This window comes from Arenimonas soli, assembly GCF_014643775.1.
Lineage (GTDB): Bacteria > Pseudomonadota > Gammaproteobacteria > Xanthomonadales > Xanthomonadaceae > Arenimonas > Arenimonas soli.
Genome location: NZ_BMKC01000004.1, coordinates 139,615 through 154,437 on the forward strand (window position 1 = coordinate 139,615; position 14,823 = coordinate 154,437).

Genomic DNA, 14,823 nt, shown 5'->3' on the forward strand with positions numbered 1-14,823 from the left:
ACGCGAGACCGCGCCGCCCTTGCATTTCGCAAGGCCGTGAAGGGCGATTTGCCCGTCAGGGCATCCCGCCCCGAAAGACTGTCACGTCGAATCAATAACTTGCGTTTACTGGAGTGCTTGGCACGAATGCTGCTGTCTTTCCTACCTGCCCCTCACTGGAACCTGGCCATGACCTTGCTGATCCGTGAAGACCTGACCGAAGCCGACCTGGTCTGGGCCGCCCAAGCGTTCGCCCGCCGCCCCGCGGCCGTGGCCGCGGTCGCCGCGGTGCCCGCCCCCGCGCGTGGCCAGGTGCCGCCCCCGATCGGTCTGGGCAAGCTGGCGGCCGCCGCCGGGCTGGCGCTGGTGCTGGCGGGCCATGCCGGCGCGGCTTCCACCACCCGCGCGCCGGATTCCCCGCTCGCCGGCGGCGCTGCGCGGGCAACGGTGACGCCGGGCTGGACCGTGCAGGCGTCGGTGCAGGAACAGCTGCGCGCCGACCTGGCCGGCACCAAGGTGGCGTTTTCTCTGGTCTCGGCCCAGGCCACCCGGCTGGACCGGGGCGGTCGGCGCTTCGAAGGTTCCGGCCTGGCCCAGCTCGATGGCCGGGAAACCCGCTTCGTCTCCTTCAGCCTGTCGGTGGACCTGGACGGCCGCGTCAGCGCCTTCGACTACGGCATGGCCACCAGCGGTGAAACCGACGACGTACTCGCGGTCCGCTGAGTCCGCGGTGGCCGGGGCTACAATGCCGGCCATGGACATCTTCAAGAGCTTCACCCTCGAAGCCGCGCACCGGCTGCCCAACGTGCCGGCCGGCCACAAGTGCGCGCGCGTGCACGGCCACAGCTTCCGGGTCGAACTGCATGTGTCTGGCGAGGTCGGCGCCGACACCGGCTGGGTGATGGACTTCGGCGACATCAAGGCGGCGTTCAAGCCGCTCTACGACCAGCTCGACCACCATTACCTCAACGACGTCGCCGGCCTGGAGAACCCCACCAGCGAAAACCTCGCCATCTGGATCTGGGACAAGCTGCAGCCGGCCCTGCCCGGCCTGTCGGCCGTGGTGGTGCACGAAACCTGCACCTCGGGGTGCAGGTATACCGGGCCGGGCTGAATCAGTCGGCCGGCACCCCGGTCAGTTCGGCGCTGAGCGCCAGCAGCTTCGCCTGCGCCTCGGGATCCTGGCCCTGCGGGTCCATGGTGTCGCGCGGCTCGCCCCCTTCCAGGTAGAAGGCCCCGGCCTCAAGCGTCGGTGCCCGGGCCAGCCCCATCACATGGTCCACGCCTTCCTGCACCGTGGTGCGCGGCGGGATGCCGATGCCCTTGACCATGGTCGTATTCATCAACGTGGCCGGGTGCAGCGAGATCATGGTGATGCCGTCGGCCAGGAAGGCCGGCGCCAGTGCCTTGGTCATGGTCGCCTGGGCCTGCTTGCTTTGCCCGTAGCCGCGGGCGGCGGCGCCTTCGGTTTCGAGCATCACGTCGTCGAAATCGATCGGCGCCGAACTCCCTGACGACACATTGATGATGCGCGAGGGCGCGGCGGCCTTCAGCGCCGGCCGCAGCTCGTGCACCAGCACCCAGCCGGCCAGGTAGTTCACGGCGAACTGCAGTTCGTGGCCGTCCTGGCTGGTGCGGCGCTGGCCATCGTTGAAGGCGACGCCGGCGTTGTTGACCAGAAGGTCGAGTTTCGGCGTCGACACGGCGACGGCGTCGGCGAACTCACGCACCGCCTGCATCGAGGAAAAATCACCGGCGATGAAACGGGCTGAACCTTTTCCGGAAGCAGTGATTTCGTCCACCAGCGCCTGGCCACGATCGGCATTGCGGCCGTGCACGATGACGTGGGCGCCTTCGGCGGCAAAGCTGCGCGCCAGTTCGCGGCCCAGGCCGTCGGTGGAACCGGTGACCAGCACGGTCTTGCCGGCGTAGGAAACGGGCTCCTGGGCGACCGCACCCAGCGGGAGCAGCACAACAAGGGCAGCGGACAACAGGCCGATCAGCGAACAACGCATGGCGCGGGCTCCTGCGGGTGGTCGGAAGCCAGAGTAGGCCTGGCCGGGCCGGCGGGCAAGCGGGCGGGCCGGCCCTACAGGCACAGGGCGGTGATCGCTTCCTGCAGGCTGTGGCGCAATACGTCGCGGTCCTGCTGCGGGTCGCGCACGTAACAAAGGATCAGGCCGTCCACCAGGCACCGCATCACCACGGTGCGGCGGCGCACCGCGTCGGCCTCCAGCGGCTTGCCGGCGGCGATGGCGCTGCGCCGGACCAGGTCTTCGAAATCGATCCAGATCTGCGGCTCCTGGGCCGTGACCACCGCGGCGATGTCGGCGTCGCGCGTGGCTTCGGCCGAGACTTCAAGGAACAGCGCGGCATCGAAGGCGCCTTCGATGCTGGCGCCCGGGCCGCTTTCCCGCCAGGCATCGATCTTCTCGAGCAGCTTGTCCACCAGCTCCGAACAGGTGGCGATGCCGGCCAGTGCCTCGCGGCGCTCCTCGCGCTGCTCGTCGGTGATGGCGCGGATGATCGCCGCCTTGTTGGTGAAATAGCGGTAGATCAGGCCCTGGCTCATGCCGGCCGCGCGCGCGATCGCCGCCATGCCGGTGCCGTGGAAGCCGCCCTCGGAAAAACAGGTGCGGGCCGCTTCCAGGATGCGCTCGCGCTGCGCTTCCTGGCGCGCCTTGGCCTTGGCGCCGCCGCCGGCCGGCATCGGGCTCATCGCCTGGCTTCCTTGCGGTAGAACACGCGCCGCACCATCACGAAGAACAGGGGAATGAAGAAGATGCCCAGGAAGGTTCCGCTGAGCATGCCGCCGATGACGCCGGTGCCGATCGCGCGCTGCGCGCCCGAACCGGCGCCGCTGGCGATGGCCAGGGGCAGCACGCCGAAGCCGAAGGCGATGGAGGTCATCAGGATCGGGCGCAGGCGGTCGCGGATCGCGGCCAGCGTGCCTTCGACCAGGTCCATGCCCTTCTCGACGTTGGCCTTGGCGAACTCGATGATCAGCACGGCGTTCTTGCTCGACAGGCCCACCGTGGTGAGCATGCCGACCTGGAAGTAGACGTCGCGTTCAAGCCCGCGCATCCAGGTGAACAGCACCGTGCCCAGGATGCCCAGCGGCACCACCAGCAGCACCGAGGTCGGGATGGTCCAGCTTTCGTACAGCGCCGCCAGGCACAGGAAGACGATCAGCAGCGACAGCGCGTACAGCAGCGGCACCTGCGCATCGGCCACGCGCTCCTGGTAGGACGCGCCCGACCACTCAAGGGCAAAACCCTGCGGCAGCTCTTGGGCCAGGCGCTCCATCTCGGCCATGGCGTCGCCCGAGCTCACGCCCTGGCCGGCCATGCCGGTGACGTTCACCGCCGGCACGCCGTTGTAGCGCTCAAGTCGCGGCGAGCCGTATTCCCAGTGCCAGGTGGCGAACGAGGAGAACGGCACCATCTCGCCCTGCTTGTTGCGCACGTACCAGAGGTTGAAGTCCTCGGGCACCATGCGATACGGCGCGTCGGCCTGCAGGTACACGCGCTTGACCCGGCCGCGGTCGATGAAGTCGTCGATGTAGCGACCCCCCCAGGCCACCGACAGCGTGCTGTTGATCTCGGCCACCGACACGCCCAGCGCCGCGGCCTTGTCGTTGTCCACGTCCAGGCGGAACTGCGGCGAGTCTTCCTGGCCGTTCGGGCGCACCTGGGTCAGCAGCGCACTTTGCGAGGCCAGGCCCAGCAGCTGGTTGCGCGCGGCCATCAGCGCCTCGTGGCCCTGGTTCTGGTTGTCCTTGAGATACAGGTTGAAGCCACCCGTGGTGCCCAGCTCGGTCACCGGCGGCGGCGCCAGCGCGAACACCATGGCGTCCTTGATCTGGCTGAAGGCGCCCATGGCGCGGCCCACCATCGCGGTGACGCTGGCTTCGTCGCTGGTTCGTTCGTCCCAGTCCTTGAGCTTCACGAACACCATGCCGTTGTTCTGGCCGCTGCCGGCGAAGCTGAAGCCCTGCACGGCGAAGGTGGATTCGATGATGTCGGCTTCGTTTTCAAGGTAATGCTTCTCGACCTGCTCCATCACCTTCTGGGTGCGCTGCTGGGTGGCGCCCACCGGCGTCTGCACGATGGTGAAGGCCACGCCCTGGTCTTCGTCGGGCAGGAAGGACGAGGGCACGCGCGCGAACACGAACAGCATCGCCAGCGCCAGCAGCGCATAGAGGGCCAGGAAGCGGCCGCCGCGGCGCAGCATGGTGCCGACGAAACCCTGGTAGCGCTTGTTGCCGGCATCGAAGCGGTTGTTGAACCACTTGAAGAAACCCCTTTCGCCGTGGTGTTCGCCCTTCCTGAGCGGCTTGAGCAGCGTTGCGCACAGCGCCGGCGTCAGGATGATCGCCACCAGCACCGACAGGCCCATGGCGGACACGATCGTGGCCGTGAACTGGCGATAGATCACGCCCGTGGAGCCGGTGAGGAAAGCCATGGGGACGAACACGGCCGCCAGCACCAGGCCTATGCCGACCAGGGCGCCGGTGATCTGGTCCATGGACTTGCGCGTGGCTTCGACCGGGGACAGGCCTTCTTCGCTCATCACGCGCTCGACGTTTTCGACCACCACGATGGCGTCGTCGACCAGCAGCCCGATCGCCAGCACCATCGCGAACATGGTCAGCATGTTTATCGAGAAGCCCAGCGCCAGCAGGATCGCCAGCGTGCCCAGCAACACCACCGGGATGGCGATGGTGGGGATCAGGGTGGCGCGGAAGTTCTGCAGGAACAGGAAGATCACCAGGAACACGAGCACGAAGGCCTCGAGCAGGATCTTGACCACTTCGGTGATGGACGCGCGCACGAAAGGCGTGGTGTCGAAGGGAATGACCACCCTCAGGCCCGGCGGGAAGCTGGGCTTCATCTGCTCGATCAGCGCGGCGACGCCGTCGGCGGTGGACAGGGCGTTGGCATTGGTCGCCAGCGAAATCGCGATGCCCGAGGCCGGCTTGCCGTTGTAGCGGCTGATCACCGAATAACTTTCCGAACCGATTTCGACCCGGGCGATGTCGCCAAGGCGCAGCACCGAGCCGTCGGTATTGGCGCGCACGACGATGGCGCGGAACTGTTCCGGCGTCTGCAGGCGGTCCTGGGCGGTGATGGTGGCATTGATCTGCTGGCCATCGATGGCCGGCGTGCCGCCGAGCTGGCCGACGGCCACCTGGGCGTTCTGCGCCTGGATGGCCGACACCACGTCGCTGGGCGCCAGCTGGTAGCTGTTGAGCTTGCCCGGGTCGAGCCAGATGCGCATGGCGTACTTGCCGCCGAACACCTGCACGCTGCCCACGCCCGGCACGCGGCTGAGCGGATCGACGATGCTGGCCGACACGTAGTCGGAGATGTCGTTGCGGTCCATCGAACCGTCTTCGGAAACAAACCCCAGCACCTGCAGGAAGCCGCTGGAGGCCTTGTTCACCGAAATGCCCTGCTGCTGCACGATGCCCGGCAGCAGCGAAGTGGCCAGCTGCAGCTTGTTCTGCACCTGCACCTGGGCGATGTCCGGGTCGGTGCCGGTTTCGAAGGTCAGGGTCACCGACACCGAGCCGTTGGAATCACTGGTCGAGGAAAGGTAGTCCAGGCCGTCGAGGCCGGTCATGGCCTGTTCGATGATCTGGGTGACCGAGTTTTCCGCGGCCTGCGCCGACGCGCCCGGGTAGCTGGCGTTGATGGTGATCGTCGGCGGCGCGATCGTTGGATAGCGCGAGATCGGCAGCTGGGTCAGCGCCAGGCCGCCGGCGAGCATGATGATGATGGCGATCACCCAGGCGAAGATCGGGCGATCGATGAAGAACCTTGCCATGGTCGGGACCTCGGCTTATTCGGCCGGCGCGGGCGGGGCCGCGTCGTCGGGAGTGGCGGCGGCGCCGGCTTCGACGGCCGTGGCCTCGCCGCCCGGCCGGACCTTCTGCAGGCCCTCGATGATCACGCGGTCGCCGGCCTGCAGGCCGTCGTCGACCAGCCACTGGTCGCCGACCGTGCGGCGGGTGCTGACCACGCGCGGTTCGACCTTGCCTTCGGCGGTGACCACCAGCGCGGTGGCATTGCCCTTGGCGTCGCGGCTGATGCCCTGCTGTGGCGCCAGGATGCCGTCCGGGCGGGTGCCCAGCTCGACCACGGCGCGCACGTACATGCCCGGCAGCAGCAGGTTGTCGGGGTTGGGCACGCGCACGCGCAGCGAGTAGCTGCCGGTGCCCGGGTCAACGGTGACGTCGGTGAACTCCAGCACGCCGGCGTGGGCATAGGGCGTGCCGTCCTCGAGCAGGATCTTCGCTTCGACGGTGGTCTGTTGAATGCGGCCGGCCTCGACGTCCTGGCGCAGCTGCATCAGCTCCGACGCCGACTGCGACAGGTCCACGTAGATCGGATCGAGCTGTTGCACCGTCACCAGCGCGGTTTCCTGGTTGGCGGTGACCAGTGCGCCCTGGGTGACGCTGGACTTGCCGGCGCGGCCGGAGATCGGCGCGGTGATGCGGGTGTAGCCCAGGTTGACGTCCGCGGCCTGCAGCGCGGCCTGGTAGGCGGCGACGTCGGCGGCGGCTTCGGCGGCGGCGGCCAGGGTGCGCTCGTGGTCCTGCTGGGCCACCAGCTTCTGCGCCACCAGTTCGGTGGACCGGTTGGCCGCCAGGCGCGCCGAGTTGGCCGAGGCCCGGGCGCGGGCCAGGTTGGCGGCCGCGGCGGCGCGGGCGGCGCGATAGGTCGCATCGTCAAGCTGGTAGAGCACCTGGCCTTCCTTCACCAGGCTGCCTTCCTCGAACAGGCGCTGTTCGACGATGCCGGTGGCCTGCGGCCGCACTTCGGCGACCACGAAGGGCACGGTGCGGCCGGCCAGGTCGCGGGTCAGCGGCACGGGCTGGGCCTTGAGCGTGACCACGGTGACTTCGGGCGTGGGCATCTGCCTGGGGGCCGGCTCTTCGGAGCAGGCGGCCAGCAGCAGGCTGGCGACGGCGGCGACAAGCGCCAGGGGACGCCGGGAACGGGCGGACGCGGACATGGGATGCCTCGTGGAGAAGGAAAGCGGGGTCGGTCGCAGGCCGGGGAGCCGGCGCGAGCGGAAAAGAGTGAACGGTCATTCTAGGTTTGAATCGGCCGCTGTCAAGCCAACTGATGGCCTGGTTCCGGGGGTTTTGGCCTCTTTCCGGGAGGGCGGTTCAGCCCAGCGACAGCTTCGCGGCCAGTCCGGCCGGCGCCGACCCGGGCGCGTAGGGCAGCACGCCCAGGCAGGGGCCCGGCAGGGCGGCCCGCAGCAGGTCCAGGTAGGCCGCCGCATGCGGGCCCGGGGCCTCGACCTGGTTGCCGATCCATCCGGCCAGCCGGCAACCATCGGCCAGCACGGCCCGGGCCGTCAGCCGCGCATGGTTCAGACAACCCAGGCGCAGGCCCACCACCAGCACCACCGGCAGCTTGAGGGCCCGGGCCAGGTCGGCCTGCTCCAGGCCGTCGGCCAGCGGCGCCAGCCAGCCGCCCACGCCTTCCACCAGCACGCGGCCACCGGCCTGGGCCGACAGCGCCGTGTAGGCGGCCAGCAGGGTCGGCAGCTCGACCTGCACGCCGGCCATCGCGGCGGCGATCTGCGGCGCGGTCGGTTCGGGCAGGGCGTAGGGATTGACCAGCTGGTAGTCGGGCCTGGGCTCGCTGGCGGCCTGCAGCGCCAGGGCGTCTTCGTTGCGCCAGCCTTCGTGGCTGCGCTCGCAGCCGCTGGCGACCGGCTTCATGCCCACGGCCGGGCGGCCGTCACGGCGCATGGCGTGCAGCAGCACAGTGGACGCGAAGGTCTTGCCGGCGCCGGTGTCGGTGCCGGTGACGAAACAACCGTGGTCGAAGCCCTGCCCGCTCATCGCGCCACCGGGTGTGCGCCGCATTCAACGCTGCATAGCATGAGTGTCCTCCCGCGCGTGCCTGCGCGAGGCCATACAATAACGCCCCGACCCCGAACCATGGAGCGCCGATGTTCGCGCAGTCCAGCCTCACCGGCAGCAAGGCCGAACAGTACGCACAGCTGCTTGAACAAGCCCGCGGCCTGATGCACGGCGAGCCGGACCGGATCGCCAACGCCGCCAACCTGTCGGCCCTGGTCTACCACGCGCTGCCGCAGCTCAACTGGGTCGGGTTTTATTTCTACGACGGCAAGGAACTGGTGGTCGGCCCCTTCCAGGGCCACCCGGCCTGCGTGCGCATCGCCCTGGGCCGCGGTGTCTGCGGCACCGCCGCCCAGACCCGGCAGACCCAGCGCATCGCCGACGTCGAGGCCTTCCCGGGGCACATCCCCTGCGACGCCGCCTCGCGGTCGGAACTGGTGGTGCCGCTGTACCACGGCGACGCGCTGGTGGGCGTGTTCGACCTCGACAGCCCGGTGACCGATCGCTTCGACGCCGACGACCAGGCTGGCCTCGAATCGATCGCTGCTGCGTTCATCCAGACGTTGGGCCCCGCCTGACATCGCCGGGGACAGGACACAGGCATGAGTGGAACCAAACTGCGCAACATCGGCCCGAAGTCGGCCGCCTGGCTGCGCCAGACGGGCATCCGGAGCCAGGAAGACCTGGAATCGGTGGGTGCGCTGGCGGCTTTCGTGCGGGTCAAGCGCGCCGGCTTCAAGCCCAGCCTCAACCTGCTCTACGCGCTGGAAGGCGCGATCCTGGGCTGCCACTGGCAGGAAATCCCGGACGAACGCCGCAGCGAACTGGTGCTGGCCGCCGGTGACGAGGTCGCCAAGCTGCCGCTGCCCAAGAACAAGCGCATGCCGGCCGCCGCGCCGGTGAAAACCGTGCACCTGGACGGCGAAGACGAAGCCGACATGCCCGGCCCGGGTTACGGCTTCGACGACCCCTCGTCGTCGCGCGACGACTGATCGCCTAGCGCACCACCGCGTAGTCACGCGCGTCCTCGCGCCAGGCCGGCGTCGCCCGGATGGTCGGCAGCACGTCCTCGACCCGGTCCACCAGCGACCACATCGCCGCGTGTTCGGGGTTCATGAACCGCTCGGCGATCACCGATTCCATGAAGCCCTGCAGCGGCGCGTAGAAGCCGCGCACGTTGAGCAGCAGGATCGGGCTGAAGTAGATGCCCAGGCGCTTGAGCGTGATCGCCTCGAACAGCTCCTCGAGCGTGCCGCAGCCACCGGGCAACGCGACGACCGCATCGGATCCGGTGAGCAGCCTGTGCTTGCGCTCGCGCATGTCCTCCACCAGCTCCAGCTGGGTCAGGCCTGGGTGGCCCCATTCGAGGTCGGCCATGAACTTCGGCAGGATGCCAATCACCTCGCCGCCCTTCGACAGTGCGCCGTCGGCCAGCGAACCCATCAGGCCCTGCGAGCCGCCGCCATAAACGATGCTGCAGCCGTTGGCCGCGAGGGTTTCGCCAAGCTGGCGGGCGGCGGCGTGGAATTCGGGCGCCACGCGGGCGCTGGAGGCGGCGTAAACGCAGACGCGCATGGCGGGCATCCGGGACGGCTGGGGGCCGCTATTGTGCCACCGCAGGGCCGCCGGGCGGCGGCGGTGCGCGCGGGCCGCAGGCGAAAAAAAGCGGGGCGATAAAGATCGCCCCGCCGCTTGAAACACTCATTCAGTACGCGGAGCTGCCGTTGCCGCGGCCGGCACCTGCCTGGTCCACGCGGTCCCAGGCAGCACGGCTGGCCTGGCGGGCCTGGGCCCATTCGAGCGTGGACTGGCCACGCGTCGCGACGAAGTCGTTCTCGAGCTGGGTTTCGACGTCCTCGAAACGCTTGCCCGCGTACAGGCCACGGCCTTCGTAGCCCGTGCGATAGGCAGGCGCATAGTCGTCATAGCTGCGGCCCTTGTCATAGTAGGACTCGCTGGCGTACTGCGCGCGCCAATGCGCTTCTTCCTCGGTGGGGTTGAGGCCTTCGGCGACACCCTTGCCGGCGAGCCCGCCCACAACCGCGCCCACGGCGGCACCCGCCACCATGCCTACCGGCCCGGCCACGGCACCCACGGCGGCGCCCGAGGCACCGCCGGCGACAGCACCCACGCCCGTACCGACCGGATGCGAACCCGGCGCCTTGCTGATCGGGTCGAGATTGCGGTCCTTTGCGTCCTGCTTGTCCATCTTGTCGTTGTAGTTGTTCATGCGACATCTCCATTGGGGGGGAGGCACGCGTCGGAACGACGCGGCCCCGTTGGAAGCGCTGCAACTACCGTGCCACCCGGCCACCCGCTCCGGGGATGCGGAATCATGGGGAAAACCGCAGGACCCGGATGCCGACGTCCGCTTCGTGGCCGCGCGGTGCGTGCATAAGCCCCGGCCAACCCGCTTAATGCACGACCGCGACGACCGGGGGTGGCGGCATCGCCCGGTGGCGGCTAGCGTCATGGCTTTCCCGCCGCGAAGGTGACCCACCGATGCCACGACTGCTCCTGATCCTGCCCTTGCTGTTCCTTCTGGCCTGCCCGCTGCCGGCATCGGCCGCGGAGGTGGCGGCAACCGGCCGGCGACTGGCGATCAGCTTCGACGATGCGCCGCGCCCGGATGGCGCCTTCCTCACCGGCGAAGCACGAACCCGCCGGCTCATCGACGGGCTCGACGCCGCCGGGGTGCGGGGCGCCATGGTCTTCGCCACCACGCAGAGGCTGGAGGACACGCCCGGCGCCGGCGCACGGCTGCGGGCCTACGCCGACGCCGGCCACGTGCTGGCCAACCATTCGCACGGACACGGGTGGCTGCGCCGGATGTCGGCGGCTGACTACCTGGCCGACGCCGGGCGCGCCAACGTGGCGCTGGCCGGACTGGGCGAAGCGCCCCGCTTCTTCCGCTACCCCTTCCTCGACGAAGGCCACGACGCCGGTCAGCGCGACGCGGTGCGCGAAGGCCTGGCCGCGATGGGCCTGCGCAACGGCTACGTCACCATCGACAACTACGATTGGTACCTGGACGCGCTGGCCGCCGAAGCCCGGGCCGCCGACCCGGACTTCGACCTCGATGCCCTGCGGGACCTCTACGTCGAGACCCTGGTGGACGCCGCGCGCTTTTACGACGACATCGCGCGCGACAGCCTCGGCCGGTCACCGGCGCACGTCCTGCTGCTGCACGAAAACGACCTGGCGGCGCTGTTCATCACCGACCTGGTGGCCGCCCTGCGTGCCGATGGCTGGGACATCATCCCGGCCACCGAAGCCTATGCCGATCCGATCGCGGAACAGGTGCCTGAGACCCTGTTCAATGGCCAGGGCCGCGTGGCCGCGCTGGCGCATGTTTCCGGTCGTTCCCCGCGATCGCTCGTGCATCCGCTGGAAGACGAGGATGCGCTGCGGGCATTGTTCGTCTCGCGCGGCCTGCTCGCCGGCGCGACGCCAACGGGCGACTGGTTGCTGGTCAACGCCACGCTGCAGGCCGGCGACGGCCTGCCTTCGCGCGCCGGGATGGGGCTGAGGATCCGCGGCGGCCGCATCGTCGATGTCGCGCCCACCGACGCGTTGGCGCGCCAACCCGGCGACCGCGTCCTCGATCTGCAGGGCCGTTGGGTGCTGCCGGGCCTGGTCGGCGTCCACAACCACCTGCACCTGCCGGGGGCGCCCTTCCTGGGCGAGGCGGCGACACGGCTCTACCTCGCCGCCGGCGTCACCACCATCCAGACCGCAGGCAGCGCGGATGCGCGGGCCGAACTCGCCCTTGCCGAAGCCATCGAAGCGGGCGACGCCGTTGGCCCGCGCCTGCTGGCGTCGGCGCCCTACGTCACCGGGCCGGGCGGCAATGCCCCGATGGACAAGCCCGGCAATGCGGACGAGGCCCGCGCGTTCGTCAACCGCTGGGCCGACCTGGGCGTACACAGCTTCAAGCTCTACCGACACGTACAGCCCGGGATCGCCGCCGCCGTCGTCGAGGCGGCGCATGCGCGCCGGCGCAGCGTCTCCGCCCACCTGTGCTCGCTGACCTACGCCGAAGCGTCGAAGATCGGCGTGGATCGCATCGAACACGGCTTCCTGTCGAGCACCGACTTCCTTGCCGGCAAGGACCCGGGTGATTGCCGCTCGCCGCTGGCGTCCATCGCCGCGCTCGACCCCGACGATGCGCGCCTGGATACGCTGATCCGGACGCTGGTGGAAAACGGCACGAAGCTGACCTCGACGCTGGCGATCATCGAATCCCACTTTCCGCATCGCCCGCAGGGCGAAGCGCAGGCGCTGGCCTACCTGGCACCTCGCTTTCGCGAGGACTACCAGCGCCGGCAGGAACAGTTGGCCGCCGGCCAGGCCAATGCCGCCTACACACCCGCGCTGCTGGCCAAACTGATGGCCTTCGAACGGCGCTTCGTAGCCGCTGGCGGCATCCTGCTGGCGGGTCCGGACACCGGCCGCCATGTGCTGCCAGGCTTTGGCGACCAGCGAAATTTCGAGCTGCTGTCCGAAGCAGGCTTCGCGCTGCCGGACATCGTCCGCATCATGAGCGGCAACGGCGCCCGGGCGCTGGGCCTGGGCGCCAGCAAGGGCCAGCTCAAACCCGGGTTCGACGCCGACCTGCTGGTGCTCGACGGCGACCCGGCCGCCGATCCGGCCAACATCCGCCGGATGAAGTGGGTGTTCCGGGAAGGACACCGCCATGACCCGGCGGAACTGCGGCAGGGCCTGGAAGGCCGCCTCGGCGCACAGGAAGCGGACTGACTCAGTCCGCTTCCGGGTGCCGCGCCTTCCACTGCGCCAGCAGTTCCCGGTAGTGGTCCATGTCCTGAGCGTAGCTGTCGAACACGCAGACCGCGCAGCCGCCGTCGCAGCAGTCCACAGGCAGCGGCCGCTCGGGTTCGACCGGGCGCGGGTCATGCCTGGGCGGCGTGCTGTTCACCCGCCCGCGCTCATTCCACCGTTACCGACTTGGCCAGGTTGCGCGGCTGGTCGACGTCGGTGCCGCGCTGTACGGCCACGTGGTAGCTGAGCAGCTGCAGCGGGATGGTGGAGATGATGGGCGCGGCGATCTCGCCCGAGGCCGGCAGGATGACCACGCGCGCGGCGTCCAGGCCATGGGCCACGGTTTCGTCGACGAAGGCGTAGAGCACGCCGCCGCGGGCGCGCACTTCCTCGAGGTTGGACTTGAGCTTGTCGATCAGGCGGTCGTTGGGCGCCACCGCGATGACCGGCATGTCTTCGTCCACCAGGGCCAGCGGGCCGTGCTTGAGCTCGCCGGCGGCATAGGCCTCGGCGTGGATGTAGCTGATTTCCTTGAGCTTGAGCGCGCCTTCCATGGCCACCGGCCAGTGCGTGCCGCGGCCCAGGAACAGCGCGTGGTGCTTGCCGACGAACTGTTCGGCCAGGTCCTTGATTTCGGCGTCGAGCTTGAGCACCTCGGCGATGTGGCCGGGCAGGTGTTCGAGCTGGCGCACGCCGTCGAAATAACGCTCGTCGTCCAGGCCCTTGGCCCTGGCCAGGGCCAGGGAAAACAGCGCCAGCGCGACCAGTTGGGTGGTGAAGGCCTTGGTCGAGGCCACGCCGATTTCAGGGCCCGCGCGGGTCATCAGCACCAGGGCCGACTCGCGCACGATCGACGACTCGGGCACGTTGCACACGGCCATGCGGGTCAGGTAGGGGCGTTCCTTGGCCAGTTTGAGCGCGGCCAGGGTGTCGGCGGTTTCGCCGGATTGGGAGATGGTCAGGAACAGCGTGCCTTCGTGGACCACCGGGTCGCGGTAGCGGTATTCGCTGGCGATTTCCGTCGTGCACGGCACCCGCGCCAGCTGTTCGATCCAGTAACGCGCCACCAGGCCGGCGTGGTAGCTGGTGCCGCAGGCGATGATGTGCACGGCCCGGGTGTCGGCCAGCAGGCGCTCGGCGTCCACGCCGAAGATCTGGGTCAGGATCTTGCCGCCGGCGATGCGGCCCTCGAGCGTATCGGCCACGGCCACCGGCTGCTCGTGGATTTCCTTGAGCATGAAGTGGGCGTATTCGCCCCGCTCCACCGCGTCGGCGCTGAAGTGCGATTCCTTGACCTCGCGCCCGACCGGCTTGCCGTCGGCGTCGAAGAGACGGATGCCGTCGACGGTGACCTCGGCGACGTCGCCTTCCTCGAGGTACATGAAACGTTTGGTCAGCGGCAGCAGCGCGTGCACGTCGGAGGCCAGGTAGTGTTCGCCTTCGCCCAGGCCGACGATCAGCGGCGCACCGAACCGCGCGCCGACCACCGTGCCGGGCTCGCGCGCCGAGATCGCCGCGATCGCGTAGGCGCCATGCAGGCCCTTGACGACCTGCTGCACCGCCGCCAGCAGGGACAGGCCCTGGCGCTGCGCGCGCTCGACCAGGTGCGCCACCACTTCGGTGTCGGTCTGGGAGCTGAATTCAAAACCTTCGGCCTGCAGCTCGGCGCGCAGTTCGGCGTGGTTTTCGATGATGCCGTTGTGCACCAGGCTGACGTCGCCCGATACGTGCGGATGCGCGTTGTCTTCGCTGGGCACGCCGTGGGTGGCCCAGCGGGTGTGGGCGATGCCGCAGTATCCGTCCAGGCCGGTCTGTGCCTGCAGGGCGACCAGGTCGCGCACCTTGCCCTTGGCGCGCAGGCGGGAAATGCCGTCGCCGGTGAGCAGGGACACGCCGGCCGAGTCATAGCCGCGGTATTCAAGCGCGGCAAGCCCGGCGATCAGGTGCTGGACGATGGGCCGGTTGGCGCTGATGCCGACGATTCCACACATGGGCTATCCATTCCTTGGTGACAGACCCGCAAGTTTAAGTGAAGCAAGTGGCTTTCCGCGGGCGACGGATTCGCAGGTCCGGGGCCGGTGTCCGCCGGGCGTCCGGCCAGGGGCCGAACGGACGCCGCGGACAGCCGACAATATCTTTACAATCAATTGCTTACTGATTGGCACGGTGGTTGCATCATC

At 69.2% G+C, this 14,823-nt stretch carries 14 protein-coding genes; 5 read left to right on the plus strand and 9 right to left on the minus strand.

Translation table 11 applies throughout. The features are described from left to right. The first annotated feature begins 168 nt into the window (after nt 1-168). Nucleotides 169-702: a hypothetical protein gene (locus IEX13_RS13845; RefSeq protein ID WP_188665712.1), complete on the plus strand. Its 534-nt coding sequence runs from the start codon at nt 169-171 to the stop codon at nt 700-702. Nucleotides 703-733: 31 nt separating this feature from the next. Continuing rightward, nucleotides 734-1,093, plus strand: coding sequence for a 6-carboxytetrahydropterin synthase QueD (queD, locus tag IEX13_RS13850; protein ID WP_188665714.1), 360 nt, complete (start codon nt 734-736; stop codon nt 1,091-1,093). 1 nt (nt 1,094) lies between these two features. Here the strand turns inward: queD and IEX13_RS13855 are convergent, their stop codons facing one another. From IEX13_RS13855 to bioD, 5 genes are all read right to left on the minus strand, one after another. Next, nucleotides 1,095-1,994 (minus strand): SDR family NAD(P)-dependent oxidoreductase, encoded by a 900-nt coding sequence (locus IEX13_RS13855; RefSeq protein WP_188665716.1) that lies wholly within the window; start codon nt 1,992-1,994, stop codon nt 1,095-1,097. A gap of 74 nt (nt 1,995-2,068) precedes the next feature. Beyond that, nucleotides 2,069-2,698: a TetR/AcrR family transcriptional regulator gene (locus IEX13_RS13860; RefSeq protein WP_188665718.1), complete on the minus strand. Its 630-nt coding sequence runs from the start codon at nt 2,696-2,698 to the stop codon at nt 2,069-2,071. After that, nucleotides 2,695-5,808: an efflux RND transporter permease subunit gene (locus IEX13_RS13865; RefSeq protein WP_188665720.1), complete on the minus strand. Its 3,114-nt coding sequence runs from the start codon at nt 5,806-5,808 to the stop codon at nt 2,695-2,697. Before IEX13_RS13865 ends, IEX13_RS13860 begins: the two co-directional genes overlap by 4 nt. Nucleotides 5,809-5,823: 15 nt before the next feature. Then, nucleotides 5,824-6,999 carry an efflux RND transporter periplasmic adaptor subunit gene (locus IEX13_RS13870; RefSeq protein ID WP_188665723.1) on the minus strand — a complete coding sequence of 392 codons (1,176 nt, stop codon included), beginning with the start codon at nt 6,997-6,999 and terminating at the stop codon, nt 5,824-5,826. A gap of 157 nt (nt 7,000-7,156) precedes the next feature. Continuing rightward, nucleotides 7,157-7,867, minus strand: coding sequence for a dethiobiotin synthase (bioD, locus tag IEX13_RS13875; RefSeq protein ID WP_229668563.1), 711 nt, complete (start codon nt 7,865-7,867; stop codon nt 7,157-7,159). A gap of 86 nt (nt 7,868-7,953) precedes the next feature. On the opposite strand from bioD, the gene IEX13_RS13880 reads away from it, so the two are divergent. After that, nucleotides 7,954-8,442, plus strand: coding sequence for a GAF domain-containing protein (locus IEX13_RS13880; protein WP_188665726.1), 489 nt, complete (start codon nt 7,954-7,956; stop codon nt 8,440-8,442). Between the two features lie 24 nt (nt 8,443-8,466). After that, nucleotides 8,467-8,856 carry a TfoX/Sxy family protein gene (locus tag IEX13_RS13885; protein WP_188665728.1) on the plus strand — a complete coding sequence of 130 codons (390 nt, stop codon included), beginning with the start codon at nt 8,467-8,469 and terminating at the stop codon, nt 8,854-8,856. Between the two features lie 4 nt (nt 8,857-8,860). Here IEX13_RS13885 and IEX13_RS13890 read toward each other — a convergent pair whose 3' ends face one another. Continuing rightward, on the minus strand, nt 8,861-9,439 hold the full coding sequence (locus IEX13_RS13890) for an LOG family protein (protein ID WP_188665729.1): 579 nt from the start codon (nt 9,437-9,439) through the stop codon (nt 8,861-8,863). Between the two features lie 130 nt (nt 9,440-9,569). Continuing rightward, the gene (locus IEX13_RS13895; RefSeq protein WP_229668564.1) at nt 9,570-10,094 is read right to left on the minus strand and encodes a hypothetical protein; all 525 of its coding nucleotides are present in this window, start codon (nt 10,092-10,094) and stop codon (nt 9,570-9,572) included. A 272-nt stretch (nt 10,095-10,366) separates the two neighbouring features. Between IEX13_RS13895 and IEX13_RS13900 the strand changes: the two genes are divergently transcribed. Next, nucleotides 10,367-12,622 carry an amidohydrolase family protein gene (locus IEX13_RS13900; RefSeq protein ID WP_188665730.1) on the plus strand — a complete coding sequence of 752 codons (2,256 nt, stop codon included), beginning with the start codon at nt 10,367-10,369 and terminating at the stop codon, nt 12,620-12,622. Nucleotide 12,623: 1 nt separating this feature from the next. On the opposite strand, the gene IEX13_RS13905 is transcribed toward IEX13_RS13900, so the two are convergent. Beyond that, nucleotides 12,624-12,800, minus strand: a complete 177-nt coding sequence (locus IEX13_RS13905; protein WP_188665731.1) for an oxidoreductase-like domain-containing protein — start codon at nt 12,798-12,800, stop codon at nt 12,624-12,626. 10 nt (nt 12,801-12,810) lie between these two features. Next, nucleotides 12,811-14,634, minus strand: coding sequence for a glutamine--fructose-6-phosphate transaminase (isomerizing) (gene glmS, locus IEX13_RS13910; RefSeq protein ID WP_188665732.1), 1,824 nt, complete (start codon nt 14,632-14,634; stop codon nt 12,811-12,813). Nucleotides 14,635-14,823 lie beyond the last annotated feature (189 nt).